The following is a 14,954-nucleotide window of genomic DNA, read 5'->3' as shown; positions in this document are numbered from 1 at the left end:
TGCCTGTTGGCCGTTTGGTTGTCGCTGGCGCTTGGGCCGGTCAGCCTCCCGCTGTTCGATACCCTGCGTGCGGGCCTGCGACTGCTGGGGGTGCCGGTTCACGCCGAGGGGCTGGAACAAGCCGAGATGATCCTTGGGCAGATCCGCTTGCCTCGTACCCTCCTGGGGCTGGCGGTGGGCGCGGTGCTGGCGTTGTCCGGCGTGACGATGCAGGGGCTGTTCCGCAACCCTCTGGCAGACCCTGGGCTGGTCGGGGTGGCCAGTGGAGCAGCGCTGGGGGCGGCGGTGGCGATTGTCGGTGGTAGCTGGCTGGGCGGGATTCCGGAGTGGTTCTCGCCTTACCTGTTGTCGGGCTGTGCCTTCGTGGGCGGCCTCGGTGTGACCGCGCTGGTGTATCGCCTGGGCCGGCGCGACGGGCAAACCAGCGTCGCTACCATGCTGCTCGCAGGCATCGCCCTGACTGCATTGGCCGGTTCGGCGGTCGGCTTGTTCACCTACCTGGCCGATGACGCCACGCTGCGCACCTTGACCTTCTGGAACCTGGGCAGCCTCAACGGTGCCAGCTATGAGCGCCTGTGGCCCTTGCTGCTGGTGACAGCAGCGGTTGCGCTGTGGCTGCCACGCCGCGCCCAGGCGCTCAATGCCCTGTTGCTGGGCGAGTCCGAGGCTCGGCACCTGGGCATCGACGTGGAGGCGCTCAAGCGTGAGCTGGTGTTCTGTACTGCCCTGGGCGTGGGGGCTGCGGTGGCGGCTGCGGGGTTGATCGGTTTCATCGGCTTGGTAGTGCCGCACTTGATGCGCTTGCTGGCAGGCCCCGACCACCGGGTGCTGCTGCCTGCCTCGTTGCTCGCAGGGGGCGCCTTGCTCTTGTTCGCCGACTTGGTGGCCCGGCTGGCGCTGGCACCGGCGGAGCTGCCGATTGGCATCGTTACTGCGTTCCTCGGAGCGCCGTTCTTCTTGTTCTTGTTGATACGAGGGCGAAGCTGATGCTGGAAGCCCAAGGGGTGCGTTTGCGGCGCGGAACCCAAGACGTGCTGCAGGCGATCGACTTGCACGTGCGTCCTGGGCAGGTCCTGGGTGTACTGGGCCCCAATGGGGCCGGCAAAAGTAGCCTGTTGGGCGTACTGTGCGGCGAGCTGGCTCCCAATCAGGGGCAGGTGCATTTGCGTGGGCGCACCTTGGCGGACTGGCCAGGCCAAGCACGCGCTCGTTGCCTGGCGGTACTGCCGCAGGTTTCCACCCTCGGGTTTGCATTTGGTGTCGAAGAAGTGGTCGGGCTTGGCCGGCTGCCTCACGCCAGTGGTCAGCAACGCGACCAGGAAATCGTCCACGCCGCCTTGGGTGCGGCTGATGCCCTGCACTTGGTCGATCGCAGCTACCTGGCGCTGTCCGGTGGCGAGCGCCAGCGGGTTCACCTGGCCCGCGTGCTGGCGCAGCTGTGGCCGGGGGAGGAGGGCGCCACCCTGCTGCTGGACGAGCCCACTTCGATGCTGGACCCCTTGCACCAGCACACCACCTTGCAAGCGGTGCGGCGCTTTGCCGACCAAGGCGCGGCGGTGATGGTGATTCTGCACGACCTCAACCTCGCCGCGCGCTACTGTGACCAGATCCTGTTGCTGGAGCAGGGACGCTGTCATGCGCTGGGCACCCCGCAGCAGGTGCTGACGCCTGACGCGCTCAAGGCGGTATTTGGAATCGATGTGCTGGTGCAGCCGCACCCGGAGCTCGGTCATCCGTTGATCATCACCCGCTAGGAGGCTTTGCCCATGCGCCATCCCGTGCTGCCCGGCCTATCGATCCTGCTGGCTTTGGTGCTGTCCGGCTGCCAGGCCAGCCTGCCCGACTTGCCGGCGTGGCAGGCCGGCGAAGGGCGCGACAGCGCACAACTGGGGCAAATCCGTGACCTTGCCACGGGTGAGCAGCTCACGCCAGACCAGCTTGTTGCCTACCTGGCCCCGGCGCCTCGGGTGCTGGTGGGAGAGAAGCACGACAATCCCGATCACCACGCGTTGCAGCTGTGGCTGTTGCGAGCCTTGGAGGCCCGTCGCCCCCAGGGCAGCCTGTTGCTGGAGATGCTGCAGCCTTCGCAGCAACCCCTGATCGATGCCGTGCAAGGGCAGGCGGTCATGCCTGAGGATTTGCCCAAAGCCCTGGCCTGGCAGGACGGCTGGGACTGGCAATGGTATGGGCCGATCGTGCAGGAGGCTTTGCATCGGCAGATTGCGCTGCTGGCGGCCAATCTTTCGCCGGAGGAGTTGCGTCAGGCTTATCGGGACACCCCGGTGTTGCAGGGGCCGCGCTCGAATGCACCTGCGGTCAAGGCTGCGCTGCTAGACCAGGTGCGCGCCGGACACTGTGGATTGCTGCCGGAAAACCAGCTGCCGGCCATGCTTGCCGTGCAGCAGCAACGCGACCGCCGCATCGCCGAACGCGTGCTTGGCGCGCCACAACCGGCCCTGTTGCTGACCGGCAGCTACCATGCGCGCAAGGACTTGGGTGTGCCACTTCACCTGGCTGATCTGGGCGCAGAGGGCGAATCCAAAGTGTTGCTACTGGTGGAGGTGGGCGAAAAAGTCGAGCCGGGCATGGCCGACTACGTCTGGTACACGGCAGCCTTGCCTGAACAGGACTACTGCGCCCGACTGCGTCGTTGATCGGCCTTTGTTTATCGGAGGCAAAAAAAGACCCGGCAAAGTGCCGGGTCAATAACCGTGATTAGCCTGATGAGGAGATAATCTGAGCGTCCTAACCAAGGACTTTTCAGGTTATCCAACCAGTCTCGCGACCAGTTGTGATAATCATAACGATTCTCATTTATAGGTCAATCCCCCATCCCGCCTATTTTGTTTTTTTTTGCACTGGGTTTTTGGCGTCCAGCTGTTCATCGAGCGCCTGTTTACGCTCGACCGGCAAATCGTTCCAGTGCATGTCCAGCAGTGCCGCCTCGATGGAGTACAACAACACCTTCGACGCCCGGAACCCCCGCGACTTCACAGCCTGGTAGGCGCCTACCGCGCCCAGGCGGCGCAAGTCCGATGCACTGTGGATGCCGACGGCATGAAGCCATTGCGCGGAGGTCTTGCCAAGATTTCTCAGATGCTGCAATTCATCGTTCATCGGGCCTCCTTGCGATGGCTGAACGAGGTCTTTGGGATAAATCGCGAGCAGGTTTCAGAGGAGTGTAGCGGGGGTTGGGAAATACGCGGCCTTTTGCCATCGACCCCCGACGAGGGCCACCCTGAAAACCGGGCGTTGGCATCTGTGAGCGTGGCTTTACCCGGTCGCGATGGCATGCAAAAAAGGGCTGCAAGAGCAGCCCTTCATGAATCGTTCAGATGCCCGGGAGACGCTGGCGGATCTGCTCGATCAATTGGTCCATGCTGGCGCTTTCCTGTGTGTCCACCCGCTTGCAGTGGGGCAGTTCTTCGGCGCTCAGCGGTTCGCGGCTGGCCTGTTGGGCCTTGACCACTTCCAGAGTGGCATCGGAAGGGTCGCTAGCCTCGGTCTGGCGCTGGGCCAGCCAGCTGGCGATGACCGCGTCGGGCGCCTGGCAATCGAGGATCAGGAACGGAACGCCCGTTTCGTTGGCAACCTGGGCCGCGGCTTGGCGCTGGGCCAGCTTGAGGTAGGTGGCATCGAGCACCACCGGGAAGCCCGCACGCAAGATGATCGCCGCCAGCTCATGCAGGCGCTGATACGTGGCGCGGCTGGCGTCTTGGTCATAGATGCCGGCCTGCAGTTGGCCAGCGCTTTGTTGCTGTTGCTTGCCGAACAGGCGCTTGCGCTCGACATCCGAACGTACACGAATCGCGCCCAGGGCTTCGACCAGACGCATGGCCACGTGGCTCTTGCCCACGGCCGAGACGCCATGGGTGATTGCCAGCAGCCGCGATGGAATGGCACTGTAGCTTTCGGCCAGGTTGGCATAGTTGCGGTAGGTGCGCAGGGTGGTGGCACGCTGCACGCCGTCGGCATCGGCCGGCATGCTGAACAGTGCGACCTTGGCGCGCACCAGGGCGCGGTAGGCCTTGTAGAAGTTGAGCAGTTCCAGGCCTTCGTAGTCGCCGGTCAGCTCCAGGTATTGGCTGATGAAACGACGGGCCAGGCATTTCAGCCCGCGGTCTTCGAGGTCCATGGCCAGGAAAGCGGTGTCGGCATAGACGTCGGTCAGGCGGAACGGCTCGTTGAATTCGATGCAGTCGAAGATCACCACCTTGCCGTCGATCAGCGTGGCATTGCCCAGGTGGATGTCGCCATGGCATTCGCGGATAAACCCCTGGGCCTTGCGCTTCTCGAGCAACCCGTGAAGCCGCTCGAAGCTGCTGCGGGCCCACGCCTGAAGGTTGTCCAGTTGTTGCAGGTCGGCCTTGTCGCTGAGGAACGGACGGATCTGCTCGAAGTTCTGCTCAACCGGTGCCATGACACTGTCAGGTGTGCCTAACGGATGGTCGACCGGTACCTTGGGCGCCTGCAGGTGGAATTCGGCGATCTGGCGGGCCATCTGGTCGATGTGGCTGGCATTGAGTTCGCCATTGGCCTGCAAGGTACTGAGCATCTGGCCTTGGGGGAACTGGCGCATCTTCAAAGCGTACTCGATCGGTGCGCCGTCGCCGCCCAGTTGCGGGGCATCGGCCGTTCCTGTGATCGGCAGCACTTCAAGATACAGGCCCTCGGTAAGGCGCTGGTTCAGGCGTAGCTCTTCGTTGCAGAAGTGACGGCGTTGGTCTAGCTCGGTGAAATCCAGGAAGCCGAAGTTCATCGGCTTCTTGATCTTGTAGGCGTACTCGCCGGTCAGCAGCACCCAGGAGATATGCGTCTCGATGAGTTGGAACCCGTCCACCGGGTGGGCATAGAGGGCGGGGTTCTGCAGCGCGCTGATCAGGGCTTGGCTCACGGGCAATCCTTCTGGGGCAGGGAATTCGAAAGCGCCATTATGGTCAATGGTGCCGTCCCTGCAAACAGCTGGAAATCCTGGCGGATGAACGCGAGCTTTCCGTTTCGTCCCGCAGGCCACTAGCCTTTATCAAAGTGCGTATAATCCGCCGCCATGACTCGTACCCGAAACTCCCGTACCCCCAAGAAACGCCCGACCGGCCGCTCCCGCGCCTGGCTGGGCTGGGCGCTCAAGCTCAGCCTGGTCGGCCTGGTGGTGCTTGCCGGCTTCGCGGTTTATCTCGATGCTGTCGTCCAGGAGAAGTTCTCCGGCAAGCGTTGGACCATCCCGGCCAAGGTATACGCCCGTCCGCTGGAGCTGTTCGTCGGCCAGAAGTTGAGCCGCAACGACTTCCTCACAGAGCTCGATGCCCTGGGCTATCGTCGTGAAGCGGCCGCCAACGGCCCGGGCGCGGCCTCGGTCAACGGCAACACGGTCGACCTCAATACCCGAGGCTTCCAGTTCTACGAGGGCATGGAACCTGCGCAGTTCGTGCGCGTGCGTTTCTCCGGCGATTATGTCGCCGGGCTGTCCGGTGCCAATGGTGGCAAGCTGGATGTGGTGCGACTCGAACCGCTGATGATTGGCGGCATCTATCCCAAGAATCTCGAAGACCGGATCCTGATCAAGATCGACCAGGTTCCGCCTTATCTGCTGGAAACCCTGGTCGCTGTGGAAGACCGCGACTTCTACAGCCACCATGGCGTATCGCCCAAATCCATCGCCCGTGCCTTGTGGGTCAACACCTCCGCAGGCGCCATGCGCCAGGGCGGTAGTACCCTGACCCAGCAGTTGGTGAAGAACTTCTTCCTGAGCAACGAGCGCAGCCTCAGCCGCAAGCTGAACGAGGCCATGATGGCCATGCTGCTGGAGCTGCACTACGACAAACGCGAGATCCTCGAGGCGTACCTCAACGAGGTATTCGTCGGCCAGGATGGGCAGCGTGCGGTGCACGGCTTCGGCCTGGCCAGCCAGTTCTTCTTCAGCCAGCCGCTGCAGGAGCTCAAGCTGCACCAGATCGCCTTGCTGGTGGGGATGGTCAAAGGGCCGTCCTATTACAACCCGCGTCGTTATCCCGAGCGTGCGCTCACCCGACGCAATCTGGTGCTCGACCTGCTCGCCGAGCAGGGCGTGGTAAGCCAGGACATGGCCGAAGCGGCGAAAAAGATGCCGCTGGGCGTGACCAAGCGCGGCAGCCTGGCCGACAGTTCCTTCCCGGCTTTCCTCGACTTGGTCAAGCGCCAACTACGCCAGGACTACCGCGACGAAGACTTGACCGAAGAAGGCCTGCGTATCTTCACCAGTTTCGATCCGATCCTGCAGATGAAGGCCGAGACGGCCATGAGCGAGACCTTCAAGCGCCTGGCCGGTCGCAAGGGCGCCGATGAGGTCGAGTCGGCGATGGTGGTGACCAACCCGGAAACCGGTGAGGTGCAGGCGCTGATCGGCAGCCGGCAGGCCGGCTTCGCCGGTTTCAACCGCGCCATCGACGCCGTGCGGCCGATCGGTTCGCTGGTCAAGCCAGCGGTCTACCTGACCGCCCTGGAACAGCCCAGCAAGTACACCTTGACCAGTTGGGTGCAGGACGAGCCGTTCTCGGTCAAAGGCGCTGACGGCCAGGTCTGGCGTCCGCAAAACTACGATCGTCGCCCCCACGGCACCATCTACCTGTACCAAGGGCTGGCCAACTCCTACAACCTGTCCACCGCCAAGATCGGTCTGGAAGTGGGCGTGCCCAACGTGATCAAGACCATTGGCAGGCTGGGCGTGAAGGTCGACTGGCCGGCGTTCCCGTCCATGCTGCTGGGCGCGGGCGGCATGTCGCCGATGCAGGTGGCGACCATGTACCAGACCATCGCCAATGGCGGTTTCAACACGCCGATGCGTGGTATCCGCAGTGTGCTCACCGCCGAAGGCGAGCCGCTCAAGCGCTACCCGTTCCAGATCCAGCAGACCTTCGATCCAGGTGCCATCTATCTGGTGCAGAACGGCATGCAGCGAGTAATGCGCGAAGGTACCGGCCGTTCGGTCTACAACGTGCTGCCCCGTTCGCTGACCCTGGCAGGTAAGACCGGTACCAGTAACGATTCGCGCGACAGCTGGTTCTCCGGCTTCAGCCAGGATTTGCTGGCGGTGGTCTGGCTGGGCCGCGACGACAACGGCAAAACGCCGTTCACCGGCGCCACGGGTGCCTTGCAGGTGTGGACCAGCTTCATGAAGAAAGCCGACCCGCTGCCGCTGGACATGCCGCAACCGGACAACGTGGTGCAAGCCTGGATCGACCCGTACAGCGGTCAGGGGTCGGACGGTAGCTGTCCGGGGGCGGTGCAGATGCCGTATATTCGTGGAAGTGAACCGCCTGCCGGCGCTGCCTGTGGTGGCCCGCAAGACCCGGTGGAGTCCGTCATGGACTGGGTCAAGGGATGGATGAATTGAGCGCTAGCTTTGAAGAGGGTGTGAAGTGAACAAGTGGTTGTTTCCTGCCTTGACGGCGATTGCCGTGCTCCAGGGGTGCTCCAGCGTTCCGCGCGGCAATATCCCCGTGGTGGACTCGAGCACCCGGGTATCGAACAGTGAGCGAATTGCGAGCAACCGTAACGTTGCCCGCCAGCCCAGCGGAGGCACCAGCCAGGCGCAGTCCCTGCCTGAGGATTCCGGTGTGACCGTGGTGATCCCGCAGGGCGCTGGCGCAGCGCCCATCCAGGCCTTCCCGGCCGGTACGGGGGCTGCGCCAATCAGCACTGGGCCAATCACCCCTGGCCCTGTGAGCAGCGGCCCGATCGCCACCAACCCCAACCCGATTGCCGACGAGCCGTTCGACATCGCCTCGATGAACAGCGCGTCCAGCACGCCCAGCGCTCCGACCGGTATTCCGCGCAGCAACGCCACCGGCGGGCTGTCGGCCGATGAGCAGCTCGATGGTCCGGTGCTGGCGCTGCTGACCACCGCTCAGCAGCAACAGGGCGGTGGTGACTTCAATGGTGCCGCCTCGAGCCTGGAGCGTGCCCAGCGCATCGCCCCGCGCGAGCCGCAGGTACTGTTCCGTCTGGCCCAGGTGCGCCTGGCCCAGGGCGACTCGGCGCAGGCCGAGCAACTGGCGCGTCGTGCCCTGACCTACGCCAATGGACGTCCCGACCTGCAGGCCGAGCTGTGGAACACCATCGCCCAGGCCCGCGAGAAGCAAGGGGACAGCCAGGGCGCTGCATTGGCGCGGCAGAAGGCGCGGACTACCTCGTGATGGAGCAACGCATCCTCGATATTGCCGATCATCTGCTGTTGATCGAGCGCGAGTTGCAGGTCCAAGGCTGGTGGAGCGAACAGGAACCCAGCGCCGAAGCGCTCGCCAGCGTGGTGCCGTTCGCGGTGGACGTGATGACCTTCGAGCAGTGGCTGCAATGGATATTCCTGCCGCGCATGAAGCTCATCATCGAGCACGGTCACCCGTTGCCCAATGCCTCTGGCATTCTGGTCATGGCCGAAACGGTGTTCGTCGATCGCCCAGAGCAGAGTCGCGAGCTTAGGCGTCTGCTGGCAGCATTTGACCAATTGATCAGTCCTTCCGCCTGATTTCTTCTTTTTTTCCTATAAGGGCCGCAGATTGTGGCCCTTTTTTTCGGAAATCTTTATTTTCCTGCTGCTGACCACCTTTTTCGTGGTGGCAGGAATTCATCCTGGGGAAAAATTGGCAATAATTTTTCTTGACTTGCGCGCGACGAATCAGAAGAATCCAGATTCCGCTGTAGAGGGACTGCCAGAAGCAGACCCGCTAAGCAGATCATGAGGCGCACACCCGCGCCGACTTGTAACACCCCGCAACGCGTTACCTCGCGCTGGGTGGGAACCCCCCGCAACACTCTGGGGCGCTCCCAATACTTGCTCAGTCAGTGCTGACGTTCGCTCATGCTCTGCTTGGCAGTAAACCTATTAAGACCCGTCCATTTGAGGGCGGTATTCTGGCGTTTTAGAGGTGAACAACGTGGAGCTTTTATCTGGCGCTGAGATGGTCGTCCGCTTCTTGCGTGACGAAGGCGTTAAGCACATCTATGGGTACCCTGGCGGTGCTCTCCTTCATGTTTACGACGCCCTGTTCAAAGAACCGGAGATCAACCACATCCTGGTTCGTCACGAGCAGGCTGCCACCCATATGGCGGACGGTTACGCCCGTGCCACCGGCAAGGCCGGCGTGGTGCTGGTGACTTCCGGCCCAGGCGCGACCAATGCCATCACCGGCATTGCCACTGCCTATATGGACTCGATCCCGATGGTCATCCTGTCCGGTCAGGTGCCTAGCACCATGGTTGGTACCGATGCCTTTCAGGAAACCGACATGATTGGTATTTCCCGGCCGATCGTGAAGCACAGCTTCATGGTCAAGCATGCCTCGGAAATTCCCGAAGTCCTGAAAAAAGCCTTCTACCTGGCGCAATCCGGCCGTCCAGGCCCGGTCGTGGTCGACATTCCAAAAGATATGACCAACCCGGCCGAGAAGTTCGAATACGTCTATCCCAAGAAGGTCAAGCTGCGCTCCTACAGCCCGGCTGTCCGCGGTCATTCCGGCCAGATCCGCAAAGCGGCCGAGATGCTCTTGGCAGCCAAGCGTCCGGTGGTCTATTCCGGCGGTGGCGTCATTCTTGGCGGCGGCTCCGAAGCCCTTACCGAGATTGCCAAGTCGTTGAATCTGCCAGTCACCAATACCCTGATGGGGCTGGGTGGCTTCCCGGGCACCGATCGTCAGTTCATCGGTATGCTCGGCATGCACGGCAGCTACACCGCCAACATGGCGATGCACAATGCAGACGTGATCTTCGCTGTCGGTGCGCGTTTCGACGACCGCGTGGTCAATGGCCCGGCCAAGTTCTGCCCGAACGCCAAGATCATTCACATCGATATCGACCCGGCGTCGATCTCCAAGATGATCAAGGCCGACGTGCCGATCGTGGGCCCGGTGGAAAGCGTGCTCACCGAAATGCTGGCCATCCTCAAGGAAATCGGCGAGCAGCCTGACAAGGCGGCACTCGATGCCTGGTGGAAGCAGATCGACGAGTGGCGCGGTGACCGCGGCCTGTTCCCTTACGACAAGGGCGACGGCAGCGTCATCAAGCCGCAGACCGTGATCGAAACCCTGTGCGAAGTGACCAAGGGCGATGCTTTCATCACCTCCGATGTCGGTCAGCACCAGATGTTCGCGGCGCAGTACTACCGCTTCAACAAGCCAAATCGTTGGGTCAACTCCGGCGGCCTGGGCACCATGGGCTTCGGCTTCCCGGCGGCGATGGGCATCAAGCTCAACTTCCCTGACCAGGACGTGGCCTGCGTGACCGGCGAAGGCAGTATCCAGATGAACATCCAGGAACTGTCCACCTGCATGCAGTACGACCTGCCGGTGAAGATCGTCAACCTGAACAACGGTGTGTTGGGCATGGTTCGTCAATGGCAGGACATGGCCTACAGCGGCCGTCACTCGCACTCCTACGTGGAGTCGCTGCCTGACTTCGTCAAGCTGGTTGAGGCCTATGGCCATGTGGGTATCCGCATCACCAGCCTGAAGGACCTCAAGCCAAAACTGGAAGAGGCTTTCGCGATGAAGGACCGCCTGGTGTTCATCGACATCGCGGTCGACAGGACCGAGCACGTCTACCCGATGCAGATCAAGGACGGCTCGATGCGTGACATGTGGCTGAGCAAGACGGAGCGTACCTGATATGCGGCACATCATTTCCCTGCTGTTGGAAAACGAACCCGGTGCCTTGTCTCGCGTGGTCGGTCTGTTCTCCCAGCGTAACTACAACATCGAAAGCCTGACCGTGGCGCCGACCGAGGACCCGACTCTGTCGCGCCTGACCCTGACGACCGTTGGTCATGACGAAGTGATCGAGCAGATCACCAAGAACCTGAACAAACTGGTCGAAGTGGTCAAGCTCGTCGATCTGTCGGAGAGTGCTCACATCGAGCGCGAGCTGATGCTGGTCAAGGTCAAGGCCACCGGCGCCCAGCGCGCCGAGATCAAGCGCACCACGGATATCTTCCGTGGCCAGATCGTCGATGTCACCGCCAGCGTGTACACCGTGCAACTGAGCGGTACCAGCGATAAGCTGGACAGCTTCATCCAGGCCATTGGCACCGCGTCGATCCTGGAAACCGTGCGCAGCGGCGTTACCGGCATTGCCCGTGGCGACAAAGTGCTCAGTATCTGAATACGCATACAAGAATCAGTGATGGCTCCGTGGAGCCGAGATATAACAGGGGTATTTCATGAAAGTTTATTACGACAAAGACTGCGACCTTTCCATCATCCAGGGCAAGAAAGTCGCCATCATCGGTTACGGCTCCCAGGGGCACGCCCAGGCGTGCAACCTCAAGGACTCCGGTGTGGACGTTACCGTCGGTCTGCGTAAAGGTTCGGCCACCGTTGCCAAGGCAGAAGCCCACGGCCTGAAAGTCGCTGACGTTGCTACTGCCGTCGCCGCTGCCGACCTGGTCATGATCCTGACCCCGGACGAGTTCCAAGGCGCCCTGTACAAGAACGAAATCGAGCCGAACATCAAGAAGGGCGCTACCCTGGCCTTCTCCCACGGTTTCTCGATCCACTACAACCAAGTCGTTCCGCGTGCCGACCTCGACGTGATCATGATCGCGCCGAAGGCTCCGGGTCACACCGTTCGCTCCGAGTTCGTCAAGGGCGGCGGCATCCCTGACCTGATCGCCGTCTACCAGGACGCCTCCGGCAACGCCAAGAACGTTGCTCTGTCGTACGCCTCGGGCGTCGGCGGCGGCCGTACCGGTATCATCGAAACCACCTTCAAGGACGAAACTGAAACCGACCTGTTCGGTGAGCAGGCCGTTCTGTGCGGCGGTACCGTCGAGCTGGTCAAGGCCGGTTTCGAAACCCTGGTCGAAGCGGGCTACGCGCCGGAAATGGCCTACTTCGAGTGCCTGCACGAGCTGAAGCTGATCGTTGACCTCATGTACGAAGGCGGTATCGCCAACATGAACTACTCGATCTCCAACAACGCCGAATACGGTGAGTACGTCACCGGTCCGGAAGTCATCAACGAAGAATCCCGTAAGGCCATGCGCAACGCTCTGAAGCGCATCCAGGACGGCGAGTACGCGAAGATGTTCATCTCCGAAGGCGCCACCAACTACCCATCGATGACCGCCAAGCGTCGTAACAACGCCGCTCACGGCATCGAAGTCATCGGCGAGCAACTGCGCTCCATGATGCCTTGGATCGCGGCCAACAAGATCGTCGACAAGACCAAGAACTAAGTCTTGCGTCGGTAACATGAAAAACGCGGCTTCGGCCGCGTTTTTTCGTTTACGCGGCCTGCTTCTGGTATAAAGCGACCAGTGGCTTGCCGTCAGAACCTGTTTCGCAGGCCCGTGTCGAATATTTTCCACCCCAGTTGCAAGGTACTTTTCATGAGCGAACGTCCCGAAGAGCCGAATAAGCCCTCCGACGCCGAAAGCCTGCTACCTGTCGATGAGCATATTGAAGAAGGGCATGATGCCGAAGGGCGCAAGGTCCGTCACCGTGGCATTTACCTGCTACCCAACCTGTTCACGACCGCCAACCTGTTTGCCGGTTTCTATTCCATCGTCAGCTCCATCAGCGCGCACGGTTACCTCAGTGCAGGCGACCCGCGTGAAGCGAGCAAGTACTTCGCGTTCGCCGCGATCGCCATCTTCGTGGCCATGGTCCTCGATAGCCTCGATGGTCGTGTTGCGCGCATGACCAACACCCAGAGCGCCTTCGGTGCCGAGTACGACTCGCTGTCGGACATGGCGGCCTTCGGCGTTGCGCCTGCCTTGCTGGCGTTCGTCTGGGCGCTGGGCGACATGGGCAAGGTCGGCTGGATGGTAGCCTTCATCTATGTCGCTGGTGCGGCATTGCGTCTGGCGCGCTTCAACACCCAGGTCGGCACTGCTGACAAGCGCTACTTCATCGGCCTGGCCAGCCCGGCTGCCGCCGGTGTGGTCGCTGGCACCGTATGGGCCTTCAGTGACTATGGCATCCAGGGTTCCAAGCTGTCGTTCCTGGTCGCCTTGCTGGTGGCCGCTGCCGGCATGCTGATGGTCAGCAACATCAAGTACAACAGCTTCAAGGAGCTGGACCTCAAGGGGCGCGTGCCCTTCGTGGCCATCCTGGCTGTGGTGCTGGTGTTCGCGGTGGTGTTCAGCGACCCGCCCCGAATCCTGCTGCTGATCTTCCTCGGCTATGCGATTTCCGGCCCTGTGCAGTATCTTCTGCGTGGTCGTCGCCGCAAAACCTGACAAAGCGTTAATGTTGGAATAACCCTCCGGCTCCATAGTCTTACAGGTACATCCGTTGCCTGTGCTGTGGAGCCGTCATGCTTATCAAGTCTCCCAGATCGTCCGATTGCAAAGCGTCGGAGATCACCCCCGAAAGACTCTATCTTTCCAGGCGTACAGTGCTTGGGGCTTCCCTGGCAGGACTGGCCCTTGGCGCGTTGCCGCGTGCTGGTTCGGCTGTCGAGGCGTCGCGCTATCCGGGCGTCGTGCCTGGTGCCGCGCCTGCCTGGTTCACAGACAAGCTGGCAGCTGCGCGCTGGCAGGCTGTGACGGTCAAGGACGAAGCGATCACGCCGTTCAAGGACGCCACCCACTACAACAACTTCTATGAGTTCGGCCCCGACAAGGGGGATCCAGCGGCCAATGCCGGTGCGCTTAAGACCGACCCCTGGACGCTGGTGGTCGATGGTGAAGTGGCCAAGCCCGGTCGCTATGCCTTGGAAGACTTCGTCAAACCCTACCAGCTCGAAGAGCGCATCTATCGGTTGCGTTGTGTCGAGGCCTGGTCGATGGTCATTCCCTGGCTGGGCTTTCCATTGGCACAGGTGCTCAAGCAGGTCGAGCCGAACTCCAAGGCACGCTACGTACGCTTCGAGACGCTGCAGGATCCGCAGAGCATGCCTGGGCAGCGCTCAGGCTTTGCCTTGATCGATTGGCCCTATGTAGAGGGGCTGCGGCTGGACGAGGCGATGCATCCCTTGGCGATTCTGGCGGTAGGCATGTATGGCCGGGAGTTGGCCAATCAGAACGGCGCGCCGTTGCGCTTGGTAGTGCCATGGAAGTACGGGTTCAAGAGTATCAAGTCCATCGTCCGCATGAGCCTGGTGGCAGAGCGGCCGAGCACCACATGGGAGAGCCTGGCGCCTACGGAGTATGGCTTCTATGCCAACGTCAATCCGATGGTCGACCACCCGCGCTGGAGCCAGGCCAGGGAAAGGCGTTTGCCCAGTGGGCTGTTCAGTCCCAATGTGCGCGATACCCTGATGTTCAATGGCTACGCCGATGAAGTGGCGTCGCTGTATGCGGGGCTCGATCTGCGGAAGAACTACTGATGCGTTATCCCTGGTTTCGCTTGGCCATTTTCCTGGTGGGGTGTGCGCTTCCCGGGTGGTGGCTATATGAAGCGGCGATGAATCTGCTGGGGCCAGACCCTGGCAAGATCCTGGTGGATCGCCTGGGTCTTGGCGCGTTGACCTTCCTACTGGTCACCTTGAGCATGACGCCGTTGCAGAGGCTCACAGGATGGCCTGGTTGGATCGTCGTGCGACGGCAACTGGGATTGTGGTGCTTCGCTTACGTCGTCCTGCACATGGCTTCCTATATTGTCTTCATCCTCGGGTTGGACTGGGGGCAGTTGGGCGTCGAGTTGCGCAAGCGCCCTTACATCATCGTGGGAGCGCTGGGCTTTCTTGGCCTGCTGGCGCTCGCGGCGACGTCGAATCGTTACAGTCAGCGGAGGCTCGGTGCGCGATGGAAGAAGTTGCACCGGTTGGCTTATGGGATTCTCGGGTTGGGATTGCTGCACTTTCTCTGGATCGTTCGCTCTGACCTGCAAGAGTGGGTGATATACGCCGCCGTCGGGGCAGTATTGATGTTTGTGCGTATTCCGCCGGTGTGGCGTCGTGTCCCGCGTTTGCTGGGGCGGGGTAGGGCGGTTTGAAACTTTCTCGAAATAACTGTTGACGGGGTTTCGAATCCCCTTATAATG

General features: G+C 61.7%; 14 protein-coding genes. 12 read left to right on the top strand and 2 right to left on the bottom strand.

The features are described 5' to 3' along the window. Positions 1-3: 3 nt before the first annotated feature. The 3 genes from HMPREF3173_RS21195 to HMPREF3173_RS21185 are packed head-to-tail and all read left to right on the top strand — an operon-like array spanning position 4 to position 2,654. A complete protein-coding gene (locus tag HMPREF3173_RS21195; RefSeq protein ID WP_168166404.1) occupies positions 4-987 on the top strand; it encodes a FecCD family ABC transporter permease in 984 nt (327 codons plus the stop codon). Then, positions 987-1,754 (top strand): heme ABC transporter ATP-binding protein, encoded by a 768-nt coding sequence (locus HMPREF3173_RS21190; protein WP_070576457.1) that lies wholly within the window; start codon positions 987-989, stop codon positions 1,752-1,754. The genes HMPREF3173_RS21195 and HMPREF3173_RS21190 overlap by 1 nt, the downstream gene beginning before the upstream one ends. Before the next feature lie 12 nt (positions 1,755-1,766). Beyond that, a complete protein-coding gene (locus HMPREF3173_RS21185; RefSeq protein WP_070576454.1) occupies positions 1,767-2,654 on the top strand; it encodes a ChaN family lipoprotein in 888 nt (295 codons plus the stop codon). Positions 2,655-2,838: 184 nt separating this feature from the next. On the opposite strand, the gene HMPREF3173_RS21180 is transcribed toward HMPREF3173_RS21185, so the two are convergent. Together HMPREF3173_RS21180 and HMPREF3173_RS21175 are read right to left on the bottom strand one after the other, a co-directional pair. Then, positions 2,839-3,117, bottom strand: a complete 279-nt coding sequence (locus HMPREF3173_RS21180; protein ID WP_070576452.1) for a TfoX/Sxy family protein — start codon at positions 3,115-3,117, stop codon at positions 2,839-2,841. A 214-nt stretch (positions 3,118-3,331) separates the two neighbouring features. Further along, on the bottom strand, positions 3,332-4,894 hold the full coding sequence (locus HMPREF3173_RS21175) for a bifunctional aminoglycoside phosphotransferase/ATP-binding protein (RefSeq protein WP_070576449.1): 1,563 nt from the start codon (positions 4,892-4,894) through the stop codon (positions 3,332-3,334). A 153-nt stretch (positions 4,895-5,047) separates the two neighbouring features. On the opposite strand from HMPREF3173_RS21175, the gene mrcB reads away from it, so the two are divergent. The 9 genes from mrcB (at position 5,048) to msrQ (ending at position 14,906) form a co-directional block, all read left to right on the top strand. Beyond that, entirely contained in the window at positions 5,048-7,369 is a 2,322-nt protein-coding gene (gene mrcB, locus HMPREF3173_RS21170) for a penicillin-binding protein 1B (RefSeq protein WP_070576447.1), read from the top strand. A 25-nt stretch (positions 7,370-7,394) separates the two neighbouring features. Further along, positions 7,395-8,171, top strand: a complete 777-nt coding sequence (locus HMPREF3173_RS21165) for a tetratricopeptide repeat protein (protein ID WP_043215772.1) — start codon at positions 7,395-7,397, stop codon at positions 8,169-8,171. Further along, positions 8,168-8,500, top strand: coding sequence for a YqcC family protein (locus HMPREF3173_RS21160; protein WP_070576444.1), 333 nt, complete (start codon positions 8,168-8,170; stop codon positions 8,498-8,500). Before HMPREF3173_RS21165 ends, HMPREF3173_RS21160 begins: the two co-directional genes overlap by 4 nt. 409 nt (positions 8,501-8,909) lie before the next feature. After that, positions 8,910-10,634, top strand: coding sequence for an acetolactate synthase 3 large subunit (locus tag HMPREF3173_RS21155; protein WP_070576677.1), 1,725 nt, complete (start codon positions 8,910-8,912; stop codon positions 10,632-10,634). A 1-nt stretch (position 10,635) separates the two neighbouring features. Then, positions 10,636-11,127: an acetolactate synthase small subunit gene (gene ilvN / locus HMPREF3173_RS21150; protein ID WP_003250040.1), complete on the top strand. Its 492-nt coding sequence runs from the start codon at positions 10,636-10,638 to the stop codon at positions 11,125-11,127. A 58-nt stretch (positions 11,128-11,185) separates the two neighbouring features. Continuing rightward, positions 11,186-12,202: a ketol-acid reductoisomerase gene (gene ilvC / locus HMPREF3173_RS21145; protein ID WP_043215774.1), complete on the top strand. Its 1,017-nt coding sequence runs from the start codon at positions 11,186-11,188 to the stop codon at positions 12,200-12,202. Between the two features lie 153 nt (positions 12,203-12,355). Beyond that, the gene (gene pssA / locus HMPREF3173_RS21140) at positions 12,356-13,207 is read left to right on the top strand and encodes a CDP-diacylglycerol--serine O-phosphatidyltransferase (protein WP_070576441.1); all 852 of its coding nucleotides are present in this window, start codon (positions 12,356-12,358) and stop codon (positions 13,205-13,207) included. Between the two features lie 77 nt (positions 13,208-13,284). Next, a complete protein-coding gene (gene msrP, locus HMPREF3173_RS21135) occupies positions 13,285-14,298 on the top strand; it encodes a protein-methionine-sulfoxide reductase catalytic subunit MsrP (protein ID WP_070576437.1) in 1,014 nt (337 codons plus the stop codon). Continuing rightward, positions 14,298-14,906 (top strand): protein-methionine-sulfoxide reductase heme-binding subunit MsrQ, encoded by a 609-nt coding sequence (msrQ, locus tag HMPREF3173_RS21130; protein WP_070576434.1) that lies wholly within the window; start codon positions 14,298-14,300, stop codon positions 14,904-14,906. The genes msrP and msrQ overlap by 1 nt, the downstream gene beginning before the upstream one ends. The last annotated feature ends 48 nt before the right edge of the window (positions 14,907-14,954 follow it).

Source organism: Pseudomonas sp. HMSC08G10 (assembly GCF_001808425.1).
Lineage (GTDB): Bacteria > Pseudomonadota > Gammaproteobacteria > Pseudomonadales > Pseudomonadaceae > Aquipseudomonas > Aquipseudomonas guariconensis.
Note: the sequence above shows the minus strand (reverse complement) of the source record. Positions and strands in the feature narration are given on the sequence as shown.